An 18,986-nucleotide genomic window follows, 5' to 3' on the forward strand; every position below is an offset into this window, starting at 1 on the left:
CATGCAGACAACCTTTACCGAAGACCAACTGCAAGATCCCGGCATTCAGCGGGCAAATGAGATCTTGCGCGCCTGTGTGCATTGCGGGTTTTGCACCGCCACCTGTCCGACCTATCAGGTCCTGGGTGATGAACTCGACAGCCCTCGTGGGCGGATTTATCAGATCAAAGACATGTTGGAAAACGAGCGTGTGCCGGATGCTAAGACGGTTAAACACATCGACCGATGTCTGAGCTGTCTGGCCTGCATGACCACCTGTCCCAGTGGGGTGCATTACATGCATCTGGTGGATCATGCGCGGGAATACATTGAAAACACCTACAAACGTCCGCTGAGTGATCGGGTGCTGCGCTGGGTTCTGGCGCAGATTTTGCCCTATCCGATGCGGTTTCGGTGGGCTTTGATAGGGGCCAAGCTTGGCCGCCCGTTTCGGTTTTTGATGCCGGATGCGCGGTTGCGCGCGATGCTGGACATGGCGCCAAGGTCGATCCCGCCGGTGAGCCGGAACGACGATCCGCAAAGCTTCGTGCCGGTGGCTGAGAAAAAGATGCGCGTGGCCTTGATGACGGGCTGTGCCCAGAAAGCACTTAACACCGACATCAATGACGCCACCATTCGCCTGCTGACACGGTTGGGCTGTGAGGTTGTGGTGGCTGAAGGCGCAGGCTGTTGTGGGGCTCTAACGCATCACATGGGCAAGACCAGTGAGAGCCATGCGACAGCCGCCAAAAATATCAAAGCCTGGTGTGCGGAGATGGATGGTGACGGGCTGGATGCGATTGTGATCAACACGTCGGGCTGTGGCACAACAGTCAAGGATTACGGGCATATGTTCCGCAATGATGCGCTCGCTGCCGATGCGGCGCGGGTAAGTGGTATTGCGATGGATGTGTCTGAGATTCTGATGAAGTTGGATCTGCCAGAAGGTGCGGAAAAGGAAACCGTTGTGGCCTATCACGCGGCCTGTTCCTTGCAGCATGGGCAGAAGATCAAAACATACCCCAAGGAGTTGCTGAAGAAGGTTGGATTTACGGTTGTGGAGCCTGCGGATAGCCATTTGTGTTGCGGGTCTGCTGGCACTTACAATCTGATGCAGCCCGAGATTTCCGGGCAGCTAAAGGCGCGCAAGGTGCGTACGCTTGAAGCCAAAAATCCGGACATCATTGCGGCAGGCAATATTGGCTGCATGATGCAGATTGGCAGTGCCACCGAGGTGCCAATTGTGCACACTGTGGAGCTGTTGGATTGGGCCACTGGCGGGCCTCAGCCGCGTGCGCTCCCCGAGTCTGGTAAGCAGGTTCCTGAGATTCCCATTTTGCGCTAAGCTGCCCTGCTTGTTCTTCTGATCAAAGGCGTGACAAGGTCGCGCCCTATTTCCGCCGTAGGTGGGCGGTAGAGCAGAGGAAACCTGAGCGTGGAGGCCCGGATCGTGGTGCGGCTACTGACATTTTTGAGCGTGATATTTTGGGCGGGCATCGCAACAGCTCAAGACACCGCGCTGCAGCGCTTAGATACGGGAGAAGACAGCCGCGATTGGGGGGCTGTTGGGCGGCTGGAAATCGACGGTCGTGGGTTTTGCACCGGTGCATTGGTGGCGCCCGATCTGGTGTTGACTGCGGCGCATTGTCTTTATGAGAAATCGAGCGGTGCGGCTTATGACGCGCGGCAAATTGAGTTCCGTGCGGGATGGCGCAATGGGCGTGCAGAAGCTTACAGGTCGGTGCGTCGGGCCGTCGTACACCCCAAGTATAGCTACAGCCCCGAGGCCAAGATCGAGAACGTGCAGAATGATCTGGCTCTATTGGAGCTGCATCACCCCATTCGGAACACCACGGTTGCGCCATTTGAAACGGCCGTTGGATTGCGCAAAGGGTCGCAGATTGGCGTGGTGTCTTATGCGGTTGGCCGCGAAGAAGCCCCTTCTTTTCAAGAAGTATGTCAGGTGATGGGGCGCCAGCGCGGCGTCTACGTGTTGTCCTGCAACATTGATTTTGGCAGCAGCGGTGCGCCGGTCTTTGTTTTTGAAGATGGCGAGGTGCGGATCGCATCTGTGGTTGCCGCAAAAGCAGAGGTGAAAGGCGCAAAAGTGGCCTTGGGCGCGGCCTTGGATCACACCTTGCCGGAGTTGTTTGCTGAGCGCGGTAAGTCGTCGGCGACAGCGGGTGGATTGATGTCATTACAAAAGCGCAACAGCACCGGAGCGAAATTTGTACGCCCCTAATTTGCGGGTGGGTTGAGGAAGTTTTATCATGCGTTTTCCGAGATTATTAGGTCTCCTTATGGCTGTTCTTTGTTCGGGGCAGGCGATGGCCGGCGAGCGGTTGCAGCCTTTGACCAGCCGCGGTGACCTGTTGGGCTGGGAAGCCCTGGGACGGCTTGATATGAGCGGCACAGGCTTTTGTTCAGGCGCTTTGATTGCGCCGGATCAGGTGCTGACTGCCGCCCATTGTGTGTTTGACAGCAGTGGCGCGCCGGTGCCGCCGGAACAGATCACCTTTCGGGCGGGCTATGTTTCTGGTGAGGCACTAGCAGAGCGGCGGGTTGATCGCGTTGTGGTGGACAGTGGTTACCGAGATGCTGGCAATGGGAAAATCAGCGGTCGGATGATCCCGCATGACGTGGCTTTGTTGCGGCTGGAATCGCCCATTTCCTCGGGAGAGGCAGATCCGTTTGCTATTCATGTTGATCCTCAGGAAGGGGAGAAAGTGTCTGTGCTGAGTTATGGTCGTGGTCGTAGCGAGCACCTTTCTTGGCAGCGCGATTGCTCCATTTTGGAGCGCGGATGGGGCATTCTGACTTTTGATTGCAACGTGACCTTTGGCTCGTCTGGAGCGCCGGTGTTTGTGCGCTATGGCAACCGCGTGCGGATTTTGTCCGTGGTGTCTGCGACGGGTGACAACGGGGATGGGCAGAAGGTGGCGTTTGGCATGGAACTTCCGGAAGTTGTCGCGCAGCTCAAACATCGGATGCGTGTGGGTGACCGTCCGGCAGTGAAAACCGCCACAGGTGTGACACGCATTCAAGTTGGCACCCGCAGCGGCGGTGGCGCAAAATTTGTGAAGCCCTGATGCGCAGGGGTTGAAACCGTGTTTTGCCATCATAGGTCTGTATGCGTAAGGCGCCGATGATCGGGTCTCACACATTCATCGCCTGTCCAATTGGAAGGCACCTACATATCGTTGTCGCTCAATGGAGGATAACCCATGCGCACTTTTGATCTCGCTCCGCTGTACCGGTCGACCGTTGGTTTTGACCAATTGGCAAACATGATGGACCGCGTTTTGTCCAACGACGTCGCCCAGCCGAGCTACCCCCCGTACAACATCGAAAAAACCGCTGATGACGCCTATCGCATCTCGCTGGCTGTGGCCGGTTTTTCGGCTGATGATCTGAACATCGAAGTCAAGCAGAACGCTTTGGTTGTCACCGCCAAAAAAGGCGACGAAGCTTCGGACAAAACCTATTTGCACCGTGGCATTGCCACCCGCGCGTTTGAGCGCCGCTTCCATTTGGCGGACCATGTTCGTGTAACCGGCGCAAGCCATGAGGACGGCATGCTGCACATCAACTTGGAACGTGAAATCCCCGAGGCGTTGAAGCCGCGCCGGATTGAAATTTCCAGCGGTGCAACTACTGCCGTTGAGCAGGATGTGGTCGACGCCAAAGCCGTCAACTGACTCCCAAACATAAACTGGCCTACAAATCTTCCCTTGTTGTCAGGCGCGCGTTCCACATGGAACGCGCGTTTTTGTTTGGTTGTGTTCTTAACCTGTGAAGGGCATGGTGCTGGCGTGTTTTCCAACATCGGGAGTGGCGCGTGAATCTGGGCGCTTTGAAGTCGGGTAATTTCCGCACCTATGTCTTTGGCTCTGCCTTTGGCCTGTTGGGGATCTGGATGCAGCGCATCACGATTGGCTGGTTGGCCTGGGACATGACCGATTCCGCCAGTTTTGTAGGTGCGGTTGCGTTTTTGTTGTTTGCGCCGTCTATTGTGTTGTCGCCATTGTTTGGCGTCTGGGTGGATCGGTGGCGTGTGAAGCAGACTATGTTGGTTCTGCAAAGCATCAATGCGACGCTCAGTGCTGTGCTTTGGGCGGTGGTGGCGCTGGGATGGGCAACACCGTTCTTAATTGCTCTGATCACCCTTATGATTGGCATGGTGATTGCCGCCAATCATCCGGTGCGGATGGCACTGACACCCCGGCTTGTGCGGCGTCATCAAGTGGGTTCGGTGGTCACAATTGTGGCAATCAATTTCAATATCGCTCGGATGGTTGGACCGGCGTTGGGCGGAGTACTGATTGCGACAATTGGCGTGGCTGAAACCTTGTTTGTGCAGACGATGTTGTTTGCGCCCTATCTGTTTGTCATCACTCGGCTGTCGTTGCGACCCCGGCGCGATAGCGGGAGTGCGCAAGAACCGTTTCTTCGCGCACTGGGGGCCGGCGTCAGATATGTTTGGCACTCTCAAACCGTGCGAGAGGCAATGCTTATTGCGGGCGTGTTGGCGTTGGTGGCGCGTGGGGCGCTTGAGGTGTTGCCGCCATTGGCTGACGGGGTATACGAACGCGGCGCGGAGGGGCTTGGTATTCTGATGAGTGTGACAGGGTTTGGGGCGATCCTGGGCGGGTTTTCACAAGCGATAATGCGGCCTCAGGAGCCGGGACGCCTACCATTGACCACCCGGATGGCGATTGTTTTTGGATTGATACTGGTCGCAATGCTGGGACTGTCACCAACGTGGGAGGTTGCGCTTGCTGTGGCTGCAGGTATGTCTTTTGTCACCACGATAACGGCCATTTCTACGCAGACAGCCATTCAGCTTGATCTGGAGGACGATATGCGGGGGCGCGTGATGAGTTTGTGGGCGGTGATTGCCGCTGGTGGTTCGGCGCTGGGCGCAGGCGCCATGGGGCTATTGGCGGATTGGCTGGGCTATCAGACCGCATTGATTTGGACCGGAAGTGTGGCGGCGTTGAGCGTTGCTGCCTACCTCTTGACGGTGCGGTTCAAAGCCTAAGCCCAGATATCGGTCACAAAAGATGTTTGAGGTTTGAAATAGTTTCGCCCAGAGTGCCTTGAAACGCTGGGGAGAGAGTTATGGATTGGGACGACGCATATTCCAACGGAGCCTATATTGAGGGCGCGGAGGCCTATCCACCGCGCTGGGCAAGTGAAGCGGCGGCATTTCGAGCTGCGTCTAACGCCGAAGAAGATATTGCTTATGGGGATGGTGAGCGGCACAAATTTGACCTGATCCAGCCAAACTGCGACGCCAAGGGGCTGTTGGTGTTTGTACACGGTGGCTATTGGATGGCGTTTGACAAGTCCTACTGGAGCCAGTTTGCGAAGGCCGCGGTTGCGCACGGCTGGGCAGTGGCACTCCCGTCTTATGACCTCGCGCCTGAAGTGCGAATTTCGGACATCACCAAACAGATTGCTGCGGCTGTGACTAGGGCCTCTGAGATGGTTGGCGGGTCAATTGTGCTGGCAGGGCACTCGGCTGGCGGGCATCTTGTGGCGCGCATGATTTGTGACGGGGTGCTACCGGAAGAGGTGGCTGCGCGGGTGTCTCGCGTGGTGCCGATCTCACCGTTGGCTGATCTGCGCCCGCTGATGAAGACTGCGATGAATGACAAGCTGCGACTGGATGCGGCGGAAGCGGACGTGGAAAGCCCGATGTGGCAAGCGCCGCGCGCGGGCGTTTCTGTGACCGTTTTGGTGGGCGCGAATGAGCGGCCTGTGTTTTTGAATCAGGCGCGCTGGCTGTCGGAGGCCTGGGAGTGTGACTTAGTTGTGACGGGCGGAAAGCATCACTTTGATGTTATTGATGCTTTTGCCGATCCGGACAGTGACATGGCGCGGATGCTGTTTTCCTAGGATTGGAAGCAGGGCAACGTGTCCCCTTCTTTTGGGGTGGCGTGCCAAACACCGCGGGCAATGGCACGGGCCAGACAGGTGGCGGCGGCGTGACCAAGCCAGAGCGTGTCCGAGATTTCATCGGCAAGCGGCTTGGCACTTGTGCTGACACCAAAGATGAGATCGCCATCCATGGGGGTGTGTGACGGTACCAATGCGCGGGCCATGCCGTCATGCGCAGCGGTTGCCATACGCGTACACTGAGCTTGCGTGAGATCTGCGTCCGTTGCGACAATGGCGATGGTGGTGTTGTGGCTGGAGAGTTTGGTGTTGGGCAATGCAGATGGGGCGGATGGCAGGAGGCCATTGCCGCCAAACTCATTGTCTATTTCCCATGGTGCAGCCCAGAAGTGTGTGCCATCCGGCGAGGCGTCACCAAGTGCATTTACCGCGACCAATGCACCAACAGAGTGGCCGGACGGAAGCACTATCGAGGCGGAGCCAAGCCCACCTTTGTGGGTGGCGAGTGTTCCGCCCGTGCCTGCGCCAATTGAGCCCAATTCAAAATCCGCACTGGCGTTAGCCAGCGCCATTGCTCCAAGGGTCTTGTAGGGGTTTTCATTCCAGTTTTTATCTCCCCCATTTAGGAGATCAAACAAGATTGCGCCGGGCACTATTGGGACCGTTTGATCCCCGACGGGGAACCCCCGGCCTTGGGTGCGGAGGGCATCTGCGACGCCGGATGGGGCGTCTAAACCAAAGGCAGAACCGCCGGACAAGGTGAGGGCGTCCACTTGCTGCACAGTTTTGTCTGGGGCCAAAAGATCAGTTTCGCGGGTGCCGGGCGCACCGCCCATCACAGAGACGCCACAGGTAAAAGGCGCATCGCCGATCAGCACCGTGGTGCCGGTTTTGATGTGATCGTCCTGCGCATTGCCGACGCGCAAGCCAGCGACATCAGTGATCAGGTTTTTGGGTCCGGTCTGCATGGATTGTCTCCTGTTGTCGTCACAGTAGGTGCGTAAAACTTAAGCGCAAGGTCGCGGTTGAAACATCTGTGTCGGATTCTGCTTGTCGCAGTCATGTCTGTTTTGGCAAAATACCCGCAGCACTGGCGATGGCGTCGCCACATTCCCAACCGGAATGCGCCTAAATCTTTCCAGTCCTGAACGCCGGGACCTCTTTTATCGGAGGTCAAAATGACTGCACGTCCAGAATTCTATCGTTTCCACAATGGCGAAAAAGCGCCGTTGCAATTTGCCGAGGCTGAATATGCCAGCCGCGTGGCCGGTCTGCGGGCCATTATGGTTGAGCATGGTGTCGACGCGGCTGTGTTCACATCCATGCACAATGTGTCCTACTATTCGGGCTTCACTTACTGCGCCTTTGGTCGGCCCTATGCGGTGGTGGTGACGCCAAGCGAATGTGTGACCATTTCGGCCGGTATCGACGCAGGGCAGCCGTGGCGGCGGTGTTATGGTGACAACATCACCTACACCGATTGGCAGCGCGACAATTACTGGCGGGCGATCAAGTCGATCACGGGCGGTGGCGCGGTGATTGGCATTGAAGGCGATCACCTGACTGTGAAGCAGCAGGGCAAGCTGGAGAGCTTCTTGGCACCGTCTAAAGTGGTTGATCTTTATGAACCCACCATGCGCCAGCGGATGCATAAGAGCGCGGTGGAGATCGAGATGATCCGGGCTGGTGCAGCGGTGGCGGATGTCGGCGGTTATGCGATCCGGGATGCCATTAAAGAAGGCGTGCGCGAGATTGACGTGGCCATGGCCGGTCGCGATGCGATGGAACTGGAGATTGCGAAGCGCTTTCCGGATGCCGAATATCGTGACACTTGGGTCTGGTTCCAATCCGGCATCAACACCGATGGGGCTCACAATCCGGTGACCGCGCGCAAACTGCAGCGGGGCGATATTCTGTCGCTGAACACCTTCCCGATGATCTCCGGATATTACACAGCCCTGGAGCGCACGCTTTTTGTGGGCGAGGTGGATGATGCCAGCCTGAAAATCTGGGAGGCCAACGTTGGCGCACATGAGTTGGGGATTTCCCTGCTGAAGCCCGGTGCGAGCTGTGCCGAAGTGACGGAGCAGATCAATGATTTCTTCGCAGAGCGCGACCTGCTGCAATACCGCACCTTTGGCTATGGCCACAGCTTTGGCGTGCTGAGCCATTACTATGGCCGCGAAGCTGGGTTGGAACTGCGCGAAGACATTCCGACGGTGCTGGAACCGGGCATGGTGATTTCCATGGAACCGATGCTGACCATTGCAGATGGGCAGCCCGGCGCCGGCGGTTACCGAGAGCATGACATCCTGGTGATCAACGAAGATGGCAATGAGAACATCACAGGCTACCCTTATGGGCCGGAGTTCAATGTCGTCGGTTAAGGTGATGTGAGAAAACTTGGGTTTTGGCTGCGTGATTACGTGGCCAAAACCTCGCGAAATGCGGGTGCGCTTCAGCAAGCCCTTTCTTTTGCCGTGCACATTTGCAACACTCTGCCCAAATTGGATCTGAGATCGATGTGAATGGGCGTAACATTCCCCATATCAGTCTCAACATATTGGAAATAGGGAGTGTTTTATGGCGGATTTTGAAACCCAAGTGCGTGAGTCTCAAGCGCAGGTGGCCGAAGCACAAAACAAGATTGCTGAGCTGACCGGGCGCATTGATGCGGCGCGGGCGAAGATGAAAACCGGCGACGATGTTGCGATCGATATTGAGAACGCGACGCTGGACGATGTGCACGCGCACACGGACGTGATGAATGCCAATATCGCTGAATTGATCATGGGGCTGGATGACGTCACCGCAGCGTTTTCCAAAGACTTTGACCAGATGCGAGACAAGACCGGCTGGGAGAGCTTTGTTGGTGTTTTTAGCCGTGGGAAATCTGAGTCCATGCGGGCGGAGCGGATCAAGACCGCCAACATTGATGACAAGCTGCAGGACTTGATTGCGAAATCCGACGTGATCACCAAGCTGCTCGAAAGCCAATTGGCTGTGCTGGAAGAACAGAAAGTGAAGGTGGAGCAGAACCTGAGTGAGACGCTGGATGAGCGCGAGTTCACCGTGGGTGAGCTCGAAAGCCTGCGGGCAGAGATTTTGGGTATGGATCCCAAGATTATCGAGATCGAGAACAAGATTGCCGTGGAGCAGGACGCGGCGGCGCGGACCAAGCTGGAAACCGAGCTGGCGGACCTGAACAAAGCCTACAACGCGCTGGTGCAGCAGGAGCAGGTAAAACTGTCCAAGAGCCAGACGCTCGAGCGCTACATCGAGAAGGGCAAGACCTGGGTCGACTCGCTGCAAAACCAAGCAGCGACACAGATGGTGCTGATCAACAAGTTGCAGACAGACACCAAACAGCGTGTGGTGCTGTATGATGCGCTGACCAAATCATTGAAGACCGCGCAACAGCAGGATGTGGCCCATCGGATCAACGAGATTGGTGTGGAGACCGACAAAGAGGCACAGGCGTCGATGGCAGCGATTGGGACTGCCACGAATCAGAAGATGGCCGACATGATGGAAGCCCATGAGGAGCACATGGTGTTTGCCCGCGATGTGCTGGAAGCGAAGGCCAAGGCGGATGAACGCTTTGCCCGGCGGTTCCAGAAGATTGTCGAGAAGCACGATAAAAACCTGTATGGGGCTTGAGGCTAGTTGATGGTGTCTCGTGTTTTCCTAAGGTGGGGAACGCTGGCAGTAATCATGGGTTTCGCCATGGCGGTCTATGGGCTGCTTTCGGGGGAACTCACGATTACAGAGCTAGGTGAGCGAGCGCCTATTCAGTTTACCGGTAACTCGACACGTAATGGTCAGTTGTTCTTTGCTCTCATAATTTTTGTCCAGTTCTTTATAGGGGGCGCTTTTGGGGTCTTTTGTCGGGCTAACATGCTGAAGATTTGGAGCGCTCCCCGGTTTTGGGACCGCTTGAACCAGAGTAAATGGCGCATGTTCGAGAATGGATTCTCTCGTCGCTTGATGGTTTGGCTGCTTGATTTGCCGCCAGTTCCAGAGACAGAGCAGGCTAAACACTAATGTCGCTGGTGTTGGGCGAACTGGGCACTTTGGATTGGGATATGGCTGGCGAAGGATTTGGTTTGGCTACGACATATGAATGCAACACAGGAGCGCGCCCGATCCTGAGGGCGGCCGAGGTGCTGGCGCAGGCTTTGACACAATTTCTGGGGGGTGAAAACGTGGCTAACCTAGCAAAATCGCGCCCGCCGTTTTGCCGAAGGCAAACCTTTGGTTTGACGGGGGCGGGGTCGGGCACGATCCGTGACACAGCGTGTCCCGGAGGAGGAAAATGAACGACACAACTAAAGACCACACCGCTCTGATGGAGACCCGCGCGTCGCGGCGGTATTTTCAGAAGTTTGAGCGCATCACCGAGCATCTGACACAGGTGGCAGCGGCGCGGGCGGCGGAAGGCGCAATTGGCCAAAATGAGGTGGAAATCCTCACGCGCTATCTGGCGTCGATTGGCTACACCTTCAAAGCGCTGAGCATGAAGTATCTGCTGGTTGGTCGGCAGACCGGCCAATTCTTTGGCAGTCTTGCAATGGACGCGGTTGAGAGCGGCTTTCCGGTGTTCAACGAGCTGCTCGTGATGGCCAATGACGCACAGCAGGCGGAAAGCCATTTGCGCAATATGCCCAGTACAGACCAGCTCAAGGACGACATGCTGCGCGCCATCATTGGCGATCAGGAGATCCCGACGAAGCTGCAATTCGCGCTGAGCCAGCGGCTTTACTATGAGGAGCTGCTCAAAGGCGAGCTGTTCTGGGCGCAGAACCATCCGGAGGTGCGCTGGCAGGGCAATCTATCGGAGCGGCGGCGCCAGTATTTGGTGCATTGGGCGGTCTACGACAGTCAAGTGAACCTGCCGACGATTTACCTCATGGATCTGGAAGACACCGGGCGACGGGCTTTGCCTAAAGACGAGCGGCGCTGGCCGGAAGTGCAGGCGCATCTCATGGCGCAGGCGGTGGGCGGCTTGAAGCTGGTGACCATTGCCAAAGGCTTTGACGAGAGTTTTGACGACCTGCACCCCAAACGGCTGCGGCGCATTCATGTGGGGCCGATGTATTCGAGTGCGTTTACGCGGCAGTCGGGGCCGATCCGCGAGGTGTTGGAGGCCGCGCGGGCGCCGGATGGCGAGGATTGGACCTTGGCCTGGACCAGCGAAGACCTGGTGAGTGAACGTGTCACCGATGAGCGTTCTGGCTGGTTTGGCACGGTGGAGCGGCAGGTCTTTGCTTTGGATCCCTTTGCGGGGCACGGCGCGGACACAGGGGCGACGAGTATGGAGCGGTCAATTATCCTGCCACAGCGGCCGTTTCAGGCCCTTGAAGAGCTCAACCCACCGGGGTTTGGCAGTGTGACCAAATATGTGGTGAGCCCGCAGGGGCGGGTGTTGCGGTATTGAGACGGTCTAAGTGGATAACAGGCCTGTCTGTATTGGCAATTGCCGTTGGTGGTATGGTTTTTTGGTCTGGCAAAAAAGTTCAAAGGTTGCGGTTGGATGTCGTTTTCGCTTTTGCCAACACGTACTCAGTGACGGAATTTGAGAGCTGGGCGGTGGAGAACGAATTTGAACTCGCAAATGAGTTCTATGATGAAGCGCAAGCAGGCTGGCGCCTGCCCTGTTCGATGCAACCTATTGACTGGATGCTTGAAAAGTCTGACCGCGTTGATTGTTTCGAGCGCGCTGTTGGTACTGGATCGCGCAACATGGGCGAGGTGCTTTTGGTCTGCCTGTCCCGTTCTGAGCAGCGATATGACAACCTCGCAATTGCGCATGTAGACAAAGACTGGCCCGCCGGAACGTGGGAAGGCGCTTTGTTGCCTGAAGACTATAATGAACAGAAGTGGTGCGTTTTTGATACCGCGAAGCAGAGTTAAATGGCCAAAAGTACGCAGCCTGCGGCGCGTATTTTTGCAAGAAAGAAGTTTGGGGTGGAGATTTAGATGAGCCTGACAAGTGATCAGATGGAGCTGCGCGAAGAGGATATTCGCAAGCATTATGATGCGGCTGTGGGAATGCTGGATGGCTTTGATCACACGCCGCGGATTGCCAAGGGCAAAGATCCAGTGGCCGTGCCGGAACGTTCCAGCGGGATTGGCACGCGGCGGCGGTTTCGCAGTACCACACCGGGGTTGGTGACACGCTCGACTGCGCGGCCGGAAGGTGTGCATTTGGTAGAGCGCATCGAAGGCGCGGGCGGGGAAGATCCGCTGGTGTCTCCGGTGCAGGCCAACGTGCTGCACGGCATGCGGCGGGCCTTGGCGATTGCTTTGGCGGTGGGCGAAAACTTCGCCGAAGCCTCCGGTTTGGCAGATTTGAAGCGGGAGAATCTCGCCGGGGCTCTGGGCGCGGATAAGAAAATTGCGTTTTCGGAGTTGTTGGCGGCAGAGGCTTTGGCGGTCTCCTATGTCTTTGCCAATGCGACGTCGTTTCTGTTGGCCCCCTTGCTGGGCGAGACGCAGGTTGAGGTTGGCGAAGTTGAGGAGGTGCTGACCGACAATGCGCAGCTGGCGCTGCATGGCGCGTTGTGGGAGTTGGATCAGGACATTGCCGCGCTGGTCAGCGACGAGGATCGGCTGGTTGCTTGTGTCTGTGCCTTTGCTGAGCAGTTGATGGAGAAGGTCGCGTTGCGGGCGCAGAACGCGCCGCAACTGGGGGCCTTTGTTGGGGCGAGTTGGAAGGTTGAGGCCGACGATCTGACCATCAACGGCTTTTCGCCAGCGCGGGCAGCGAAGGGCTCTACGCTGACCATGACCTTCAAGAAACCCAACGAGGTGGTGGGCAACCATATCGCCAAATACCAGGCGATGAAACTGGCCAAAATGCTGATGGCCTATGATTTTGACCGGCGTCTAAACCCGTTTGCGGAGCTGGGCGGATTCATTTTCACCTTTATGGGCGACGGCGCGCCAGGGACCGGGAAAACCACGCTCATTCAGATGATGGCGGGGCTGATCAACGACTATTGTCAGGTCGCGGGTTATGCCTTCCGCTATCAGAACTTTGGCATCGACAATATCGACAGCTATCAGGGTAAATCGGGGCAGAACGCCAAGGCCTTTGTGCAGAACGTTCTGGACCCGCAGGTGATTGGCTTTGGCACCATTGACGACATCGATCAGATCGCCGGCAAGCGTGGGGATCGGCAGAGCTCGGCGGGGCAGCAGGAGGTCACGGCGGTGTTCATGGAGGCCTTTGCGGGCGCCAACACCGTGGTGCGCGGCAACTGTACCTTTGGCATGTTCTCCAACTATCCCGAAAACGTGGACGATGCGCTGCGCCAGCGGGCCGGGGCGCGGTTTTTGGTGGATGGACCACAGACGCGGGAGGATTACATCGACATTCTCGCGCTGTTGATGGGCAAAAACCACGACATCGCGTTGGGCGAACACGAGTTGTTTGAAGCACAGGCGATTCAGAAAGCCGTGGCGGCGAGCTTTGAAAGCCACAACCGGCCGCATGAAGAGGGCCTGCTCAACGTCTTTGACAAGGTGCACTCGCAAGTTGGCGAACTGGATACGATTGCGAAGATGGGCACCTATCTGAAAGCCATTCAGGAGGCCGACCCGCGCTTTACGGGCCGCGCGATCAAGAACATCACTGACGCTGTGAAAGTGCGCGCAATGGACTTTGAATTGCCGGACGCATGGATGGAAAATCCGGAGCTATTCTTGGCAAAAGATTACGACACCAAGAAGGCCATGATTAACGAGCTGCGGGTGCCGATCACCACCGACATGGTGGTGCAGGAGATCAACCGCTATGCGGACAGCGAGTTCCGCTATGCCGACAAATCCGATGAGGTCGCGATCTCCAGTATGGTGCGCGATATGCAGCGGTCCGAGGCGGCGAAGCGGCGGTATCTGGAGGGCAAAGCTAAGTGATTGTTCTCGACAGCATCGGTTTTGTGAACACAGGGCTGCCATTGATTGTGCTTGGCATTCTTGCCGTGCTGATCCCGCGGCTTGTGATTGATCGGGAGACAAGGTCGCATGGCGACGTGTTTCGTGGGATCTGCAGGACGGCGATATCTTTGCTGAGCCTCGGATTTTTGATGTCGTATGTGTTGACCTACACTCGCGGCGTGCATGCGTTGGCGCTTGGGTCCTCGCCGGAACTTGGCACAGCCTTTTGGATGCACCTCCGGCTGTCGCTGATGGCAGCGATTGTCTGGGCGCCGATTTTGGGGCTGGTCTGGTTTGGCCATGCGCAGGGCGTGGAAGCGAGGCGTGGGCAGGACCTTGCGGCGGGGGAACGGTGAGGATGGCGATGAGGACCGTGCCCGATCTGGTGGGCGCTTTGGATTGGTTTGGAATTGGTGGTTTGGTGCAAAGAGCGCAGGTGTTGGTGTGTGTGACTGACGGTGCAAACGCGCCCTCCGGGGGGAGGTCACCTCTCGGGATCTCGCTGCGCGAGACCCTGTCGGTGCAGCGGGGCGCGGCCCGGCTTGAGGCCGGGCGGGAGAGAATTGACGACTGTCACCCAGCTGTCGCGGGTAATGTGTGGAAGGCGTGAATGTTCAGAATTTTCAGCCTGCTGTTAGCATTGTTGTTTCTCATCTCTTGTCGTGCCCAAACGGGAGAGCAGATTTCACGCGCCGAACTTTCCAAGGAATACCGAGGCATCGAAGAAAAAATACTTGAACTACGAGGGTCCGGCACACTTGCCACTAGGTTCCAGCTTAGCAGGCCATTTCTAACATCAACTGGGGTAATAATTGACTTGGATCGCCAACTGGAGAGCATCAAAACGACAACAGAGTTTTGCGCAGGGATTAGACGCACTGAAGCATTCATTCCAAAGTGGGATGGCAAATCCGGTGAGAGGGACTGGCAACTGTTCAAAGTTCAGGCGACGAACGAAGATGATTGCATTCTGAGTGCGAGCCTCGATCCTGAGGTTCAGATGAACGAAATCCGCGCGTCGAACGAGACAGAAGGCTATTCTACAGACGGGGATTACTACTTCCGTTTAAGATCAAAGGAAAACGGAGAATTGGTGGAACTTACAGCATACCGACAACTTCGAAGAGGGTCTTTGACCTGTTGGTTCGCCAAATTCGGTGTTTCTGGTGGTCCTAAGTTGGATTGCCGTATCCTCAAGTTTTCCTATAGCTTTCCGCTAGATATAGCTGCGAGGTACTAAATGCATAGATTGATCCAACGCGGCTTGATGTTTGGCAACCTGATCGAGGTGGCCTCGCCGGTATTGGTGGAGCGCTATAACCGTGCGCTCAAACACTTGACCGGTAAGACCACCACTCTCACCGATTTTCACATCGATATCTCGGGCTATTCGCCGGAGATCGGCGATGAGCTGGACGATCATCTCTACCTCAACCACGGGGGCTGCAACCGGCAGTTTATTTTGCTGACCACGGATCAGAAATCCGCTCCGCTTCTGAACATCAAGTTCTCCACCAGCCGCGATATTTTGCGGCATTTCATTGAGGAAAACGAGCCGCAGCTCTTTGCCCTGACCGCGCGGGATGCGGTGGCGGGCGAGTTGGTGAACTCGGTGTTTTCGGTGAGCCAGCCCAGAAAACTGATGGACATTCGCAAGGTCACAATTGAGGCGGACACCACCGAAGGCACGCTGCGCGATGCGGAGAAGCTCGGCGCGTTGGCGGATCGGTTCAAACAGGAGGAAGACGGCTGGTTTGACGATGTGCTGATTGCCGACATGATCACGCTCGCCAAACGCACCGGCGATGTGACGCGCAATCCGGTGAAACTCAAACATATGGAGTTTGATCAGCAGGACTACTGGACCGCGCATTTTGGCGGGGTCTACCTGTTCCGCGGCTTGGCGCATCCGGCGGTGATTACGGCGGGCGACAAGGCGGAGCTGGGCAAGCTGCCGATCAAGTACACGTTTGATTTCAAAGACCGAAATCAGATCGCGAAGTTTCTGGACTACAACGATCTGGCCGAACCAATTGTGAAAGCGCGCGGCGTGGATGGCGCGGCGATCCTGCGCCAGAAGATGGATTTTATCGTCGTGGATGCGGCGCAGGAAGCGGGCGTGGACCTGACCGGCGCGACGCGCAGTGATATCCGCCGTTTGGCCCGCAACCATGCAGAGCAGTTGCCCCCCGAATACCATGAGCTGCGCAAGATGGTGGATTGGGCGGAGAGTGATGGCAAATGGCCGAAGATTACCAGCGACCATCCGGCCTATTTCTACACGCTACGCGCCACGGACACGGATCAGCGCGACTTGGTGAATATGTTGTTGTCTGAACTAGCGCCCAAGGACATTCGGCAGCTGTTTATCTGTCACAAGGAGGTGTTCTATCGCCTCTATCAAGGCTGGTCGGAGACCAAGAAAAGCTTTGTGGCGGATTTTCTGGAACGGGAGTATCAGGTCGATAAGGCGGGGGCGCGCGAGGCGTTGTTTGGCTTTGACGCGCCGCTGGAAATGCCCCGTGTGACGCGGCAGGCGTCAGAGGATATGATCTCACGGGTTGGCCCGTGGGGCGCGGTGAGGAGGTAGACTATGGGCGGATTGTGGCGATTGGGGGTTGTAGGCTTTGTCGTGCTTACGATCTTTTACATTTGTCTCTCGCTTTATTCCCGTGCCAAACGGCGGGACAAGCTGGAAGCGGAATGGGACAATGAAGGCATGAGCGGCGATCGCGATGCGTTTATCGAGCAGGGGTTGCAGGACTATGACGGCTCATTGCGTCGCAAATTGATCTGGGGTGTCTATATCATCCCTGTGACCATCGTGATCGCGTTGATCTACTTTATGAATTTCCACTAGGGGGACCTAAAGACATGGTCTATGTGAAATGGGGTTTTTGGACGCTGTTCTGGCTGTTTGTGGCGGCGTTCTTTCACTACACGCTGCCGCAGCATGATGTGGTGCGTATTACAGATACCTATGAAAAGCGGATCGATTTTGGCGAGAACTCGATCTTCTGGGCGAAAGAAGACAGCGGCAATGCAACCGGCAATGTGAACCGCGATGTGTTCTTCATTCAGACCAAATCGCCAAGTGAAAAGGTGATGGTCTATCGCAACGAAGATACTTCGGCTGGCTGGCCTCCCTACTTCAAATATGACACGGCGAATTTGCAGGCCGAGGCTGCGGATATGAAATCATCCGCCGATGCACCGCAATGGGTGGCGGTCATGCACTACGGCTGGCGCAATAAGTTCCTGTCGATCTATCCAAACGCGGTGGGTGTGAAGCCTGTAGATGGTCCGGATGTGACGTTCATTCCATGGTTGAACATCCTGATCCTGACCGTGTTTTTCGCTTTTGTTTGGGCAATTTATGTGCGCTGGCGTCGGTTCCGTCAGGCGCGGATTGATCCTGTATTGGAAGACATGGGGGACAGCTTTGAAGCGGCCGGGGACAATCTGGCAGAGAAGCGCGGACGGTTCCGCGCCTGGCTGGACACCTGGCGCGGAAAAGCACGTTAACGCATGCCGTAGTAGAGGCCGACCACGTGCTCGGCCTCAGCAAAAAACAGCCAGCGTGAAGTTGCGACACCCGCAACGTGGCTGAGGACTGCGATGATCGCCAAAACGTGGCTGAAGGGTAACAGCAGGCAGATGATGGGCAGCACGAATGTGAGGCCGAAGGCGATGCGGCGCAGTTTTTGCGCGTGTTTTCGCCCGATCACAAAGATGAACTCTTTTACCAAATAGTTCGGTGCGGTGTGGGGATGTGCCATGGAGCGAACGGTGCCGCGTTCGCCCAGACCGGTAGCTGTGCCCAGGTCGGTTCCGCTGTCGGACAGGGCTGCATCACCACGTTGCCACCAGATGAATTGGAAGATCGCGGCGATCACAAGCAGCAGGATGGCCATGTTTACACGACCCGAAAGTAAGGCTCCACCAGCCAGAGAGAGGCTGAGGTAAAGCGCTGGTGTAAAAGGGGTTTTCCAGCGTGGCACAGTGTCGAGCTGGGCGTAAATCATTGAGGTGGTGAAGACGGTGAACAGCGCCAGGGCGGCACCGATCAGGCCCAAAGCTGTGGCATGGATTTGTAAGAAAATCAGGTCGATGGCGTAGATGCCCATGGTGAGCAGAGCAAAAACTGCGCTGACACCTTCGCGTGATAGCCAACTGCTGCGCCATTGGGTGAACGCGCGCCAGGCGCGTTCTGGGTGGCCGAGGTGGAAAGTTGAGGAGATCAGGCCGCCCACAGAGAGCGCGTAAGCCACTGCAAAGAAAATGAAAGCTGGCAAGCCAGTTGGTGGATTGGTGTCAATGCCGAGCCAGAACAGCAGACCGAAGCCGAGGCCGGAGAGGGTTGAGAAGACAATGACAGATGGGGCTGGATGCATCAGGTGGTCCCTCCAGGCAGTTTGTCGAGGGCTTTGTCAAGCCAGCCAAGGAAGCCTTGAGGTTCTTCGGCGACGGGTTCCAGTAGTGGGGCCAACAGGCTTTGGTCGTCCCACGAATCTTTGAGACGTGGCGGGAGGTATTTGTTCACGGGAAGCGTGCCCATTTCTGGCATAAGGTCAAATCCGCCTCTGGTTTCAACAAGTTGACTGACATCTGAGTTGGGATCAGAGAGATCGCCAAAGTGTCTGGCGCCGGCGGGGCAGGTGCGGACGCAGGAGGGGATTTGATCCTCTTCGGGCAGGTTTTCGTTGTAGATGCGGTCCACGCAGAGGGTGCACTTTTTCATCACCCCTTCCGCTTGGTCCAGCTCGCGCGCGCCATAGGGACAGGCCCAGGCGCAAAGGCCGCAGCCGATGCAGTGGTCTTCGTTGACAAGCACAATGCCGTCCTCGACGCGTTTGTAGCTTGCGCCGGTGGGGCAGACGGTAACGCAGGGGGCGTTTTCGCAATGTAAACAAGACTTTGGGAAATGCACGGTTTGCGCGTGGCCTTGCTCTGGTTGGACCTCATAGCTGTGCACGCGGTTCAAAAACGTGCCCATTGGTTCGGTGCCATAGGGACGCTGATCGGACAGAGGCGCGCCGTAGTTTTCGGTGTTCCAACCTTTGCAGGAGATCACACAAGCGTGGCAGCCGACGCAGGTGTCCAGATCGATCACAAGGCCGAGGGTACGGTCGGTTTTGGTGGGTAAATTGGTCATTTTGCCCCGT

21 protein-coding genes are annotated in these 18,986 nt (G+C 56.7%); 18 read left to right on the forward strand and 3 right to left on the reverse strand.

What is annotated here, in order from left to right; translation table 11 throughout:
• The first annotated feature begins 1 nt into the window (after position 1).
• The 6 genes from glcF (at position 2) to Q0955_RS08470 (ending at position 5,880) form a co-directional block, all read left to right on the forward strand.
• Entirely contained in the window at positions 2-1,324 is a 1,323-nt protein-coding gene (gene glcF, locus Q0955_RS08445; protein WP_299422983.1) for a glycolate oxidase subunit GlcF, read from the forward strand.
• Between the two features lie 126 nt (positions 1,325-1,450).
• The gene (locus Q0955_RS08450) at positions 1,451-2,221 is read left to right on the forward strand and encodes a trypsin-like serine protease (protein WP_299422986.1); all 771 of its coding nucleotides are present in this window, start codon (positions 1,451-1,453) and stop codon (positions 2,219-2,221) included.
• 28 nt (positions 2,222-2,249) lie between these two features.
• On the forward strand, positions 2,250-3,068 hold the full coding sequence (locus tag Q0955_RS08455) for a trypsin-like peptidase domain-containing protein (protein WP_299422988.1): 819 nt from the start codon (positions 2,250-2,252) through the stop codon (positions 3,066-3,068).
• A gap of 135 nt (positions 3,069-3,203) precedes the next feature.
• Complete coding sequence (locus Q0955_RS08460; RefSeq protein WP_299422991.1) at positions 3,204-3,677, forward strand: Hsp20 family protein; 474 nt, start codon at positions 3,204-3,206, stop codon at positions 3,675-3,677.
• 140 nt (positions 3,678-3,817) lie between these two features.
• Entirely contained in the window at positions 3,818-5,020 is a 1,203-nt protein-coding gene (locus Q0955_RS08465) for an MFS transporter (protein ID WP_299422993.1), read from the forward strand.
• A gap of 80 nt (positions 5,021-5,100) precedes the next feature.
• Positions 5,101-5,880: an alpha/beta hydrolase gene (locus tag Q0955_RS08470; protein ID WP_299422996.1), complete on the forward strand. Its 780-nt coding sequence runs from the start codon at positions 5,101-5,103 to the stop codon at positions 5,878-5,880.
• On the opposite strand, the gene Q0955_RS08475 is transcribed toward Q0955_RS08470, so the two are convergent.
• Positions 5,877-6,848: a P1 family peptidase gene (locus Q0955_RS08475; protein ID WP_299422997.1), complete on the reverse strand. Its 972-nt coding sequence runs from the start codon at positions 6,846-6,848 to the stop codon at positions 5,877-5,879. The two genes, Q0955_RS08470 and Q0955_RS08475, sit on opposite strands and share 4 nt — an antisense overlap.
• Positions 6,849-7,058: 210 nt before the next feature.
• Between Q0955_RS08475 and Q0955_RS08480 the strand changes: the two genes are divergently transcribed.
• From Q0955_RS08480 to Q0955_RS08535, 12 genes are all read left to right on the forward strand, one after another.
• Positions 7,059-8,267 (forward strand): aminopeptidase P family protein, encoded by a 1,209-nt coding sequence (locus tag Q0955_RS08480; protein ID WP_299422999.1) that lies wholly within the window; start codon positions 7,059-7,061, stop codon positions 8,265-8,267.
• Positions 8,268-8,463: 196 nt separating this feature from the next.
• Positions 8,464-9,540 (forward strand): hypothetical protein, encoded by a 1,077-nt coding sequence (locus Q0955_RS08485; protein ID WP_299423000.1) that lies wholly within the window; start codon positions 8,464-8,466, stop codon positions 9,538-9,540.
• Between the two features lie 54 nt (positions 9,541-9,594).
• Positions 9,595-9,924 carry a hypothetical protein gene (locus Q0955_RS08490; RefSeq protein WP_299423002.1) on the forward strand — a complete coding sequence of 110 codons (330 nt, stop codon included), beginning with the start codon at positions 9,595-9,597 and terminating at the stop codon, positions 9,922-9,924.
• A gap of 271 nt (positions 9,925-10,195) precedes the next feature.
• Positions 10,196-11,317 (forward strand): hypothetical protein, encoded by a 1,122-nt coding sequence (locus Q0955_RS08495; protein ID WP_299423004.1) that lies wholly within the window; start codon positions 10,196-10,198, stop codon positions 11,315-11,317.
• 128 nt (positions 11,318-11,445) lie between these two features.
• Positions 11,446-11,793 carry a hypothetical protein gene (locus Q0955_RS08500; RefSeq protein ID WP_299423007.1) on the forward strand — a complete coding sequence of 116 codons (348 nt, stop codon included), beginning with the start codon at positions 11,446-11,448 and terminating at the stop codon, positions 11,791-11,793.
• A gap of 66 nt (positions 11,794-11,859) precedes the next feature.
• Positions 11,860-13,800, forward strand: coding sequence for an ATP-binding protein (locus Q0955_RS08505; RefSeq protein ID WP_299423009.1), 1,941 nt, complete (start codon positions 11,860-11,862; stop codon positions 13,798-13,800).
• Positions 13,797-14,177, forward strand: a complete 381-nt coding sequence (locus tag Q0955_RS08510) for a hypothetical protein (protein WP_299423012.1) — start codon at positions 13,797-13,799, stop codon at positions 14,175-14,177. Before Q0955_RS08505 ends, Q0955_RS08510 begins: the two co-directional genes overlap by 4 nt.
• Before the next feature lie 2 nt (positions 14,178-14,179).
• Entirely contained in the window at positions 14,180-14,431 is a 252-nt protein-coding gene (locus tag Q0955_RS08515) for a hypothetical protein (protein ID WP_299423014.1), read from the forward strand.
• Complete coding sequence (locus Q0955_RS08520; RefSeq protein WP_299423017.1) at positions 14,432-15,061, forward strand: hypothetical protein; 630 nt, start codon at positions 14,432-14,434, stop codon at positions 15,059-15,061.
• Positions 15,062-16,411, forward strand: coding sequence for a DUF6638 family protein (locus Q0955_RS08525; RefSeq protein WP_299423020.1), 1,350 nt, complete (start codon positions 15,062-15,064; stop codon positions 16,409-16,411).
• 3 nt (positions 16,412-16,414) lie between these two features.
• A complete protein-coding gene (locus Q0955_RS08530; protein ID WP_299423022.1) occupies positions 16,415-16,681 on the forward strand; it encodes a hypothetical protein in 267 nt (88 codons plus the stop codon).
• A gap of 14 nt (positions 16,682-16,695) precedes the next feature.
• Positions 16,696-17,346 (forward strand): DUF1523 family protein, encoded by a 651-nt coding sequence (locus Q0955_RS08535; protein WP_299423025.1) that lies wholly within the window; start codon positions 16,696-16,698, stop codon positions 17,344-17,346.
• Here the strand turns inward: Q0955_RS08535 and Q0955_RS08540 are convergent.
• The gene (locus Q0955_RS08540; protein WP_299423027.1) at positions 17,343-18,215 is read right to left on the reverse strand and encodes a DmsC/YnfH family molybdoenzyme membrane anchor subunit; all 873 of its coding nucleotides are present in this window, start codon (positions 18,213-18,215) and stop codon (positions 17,343-17,345) included. The two genes, Q0955_RS08535 and Q0955_RS08540, sit on opposite strands and share 4 nt — an antisense overlap.
• Positions 18,215-18,976 carry a 4Fe-4S dicluster domain-containing protein gene (locus Q0955_RS08545; protein ID WP_299423030.1) on the reverse strand — a complete coding sequence of 254 codons (762 nt, stop codon included), beginning with the start codon at positions 18,974-18,976 and terminating at the stop codon, positions 18,215-18,217. The genes Q0955_RS08540 and Q0955_RS08545 overlap by 1 nt, the downstream gene beginning before the upstream one ends.
• Positions 18,977-18,986 lie beyond the last annotated feature (10 nt).

The sequence above is a fragment of the uncultured Shimia sp. genome (assembly GCF_947493595.1).
GTDB lineage: Bacteria > Pseudomonadota > Alphaproteobacteria > Rhodobacterales > Rhodobacteraceae > Shimia.

Coding starts and splice junctions, on each gene's coding strand:
- Q0955_RS08515 (WP_299423014.1), top strand. CDS start 14,180: ATGGCGATGAGGACCGTGCCCGATCTGGTGGGCGCTTTGGATTGGTTT.
- Q0955_RS08460 (WP_299422991.1), top strand. CDS start 3,204: ATGCGCACTTTTGATCTCGCTCCGCTGTACCGGTCGACCGTTGGTTTT.
- Q0955_RS08530 (WP_299423022.1), top strand. CDS start 16,415: ATGGGCGGATTGTGGCGATTGGGGGTTGTAGGCTTTGTCGTGCTTACG.
- glcF (WP_299422983.1), top strand. CDS start 2: ATGCAGACAACCTTTACCGAAGACCAACTGCAAGATCCCGGCATTCAG.
- Q0955_RS08480 (WP_299422999.1), top strand. CDS start 7,059: ATGACTGCACGTCCAGAATTCTATCGTTTCCACAATGGCGAAAAAGCG.
- Q0955_RS08520 (WP_299423017.1), top strand. CDS start 14,432: ATGTTCAGAATTTTCAGCCTGCTGTTAGCATTGTTGTTTCTCATCTCT.
- Q0955_RS08485 (WP_299423000.1), top strand. CDS start 8,464: ATGGCGGATTTTGAAACCCAAGTGCGTGAGTCTCAAGCGCAGGTGGCC.
- Q0955_RS08545 (WP_299423030.1), bottom strand. CDS start 18,976: ATGACCAATTTACCCACCAAAACCGACCGTACCCTCGGCCTTGTGATC.
- Q0955_RS08455 (WP_299422988.1), top strand. CDS start 2,250: ATGCGTTTTCCGAGATTATTAGGTCTCCTTATGGCTGTTCTTTGTTCG.
- Q0955_RS08490 (WP_299423002.1), top strand. CDS start 9,595: ATGGGTTTCGCCATGGCGGTCTATGGGCTGCTTTCGGGGGAACTCACG.
- Q0955_RS08525 (WP_299423020.1), top strand. CDS start 15,062: ATGCATAGATTGATCCAACGCGGCTTGATGTTTGGCAACCTGATCGAG.
- Q0955_RS08505 (WP_299423009.1), top strand. CDS start 11,860: ATGAGCCTGACAAGTGATCAGATGGAGCTGCGCGAAGAGGATATTCGC.
- Q0955_RS08470 (WP_299422996.1), top strand. CDS start 5,101: ATGGATTGGGACGACGCATATTCCAACGGAGCCTATATTGAGGGCGCG.
- Q0955_RS08495 (WP_299423004.1), top strand. CDS start 10,196: ATGAACGACACAACTAAAGACCACACCGCTCTGATGGAGACCCGCGCG.
- Q0955_RS08475 (WP_299422997.1), bottom strand. CDS start 6,848: ATGCAGACCGGACCCAAAAACCTGATCACTGATGTCGCTGGCTTGCGC.
- Q0955_RS08535 (WP_299423025.1), top strand. CDS start 16,696: ATGGTCTATGTGAAATGGGGTTTTTGGACGCTGTTCTGGCTGTTTGTG.
- Q0955_RS08540 (WP_299423027.1), bottom strand. CDS start 18,215: ATGCATCCAGCCCCATCTGTCATTGTCTTCTCAACCCTCTCCGGCCTC.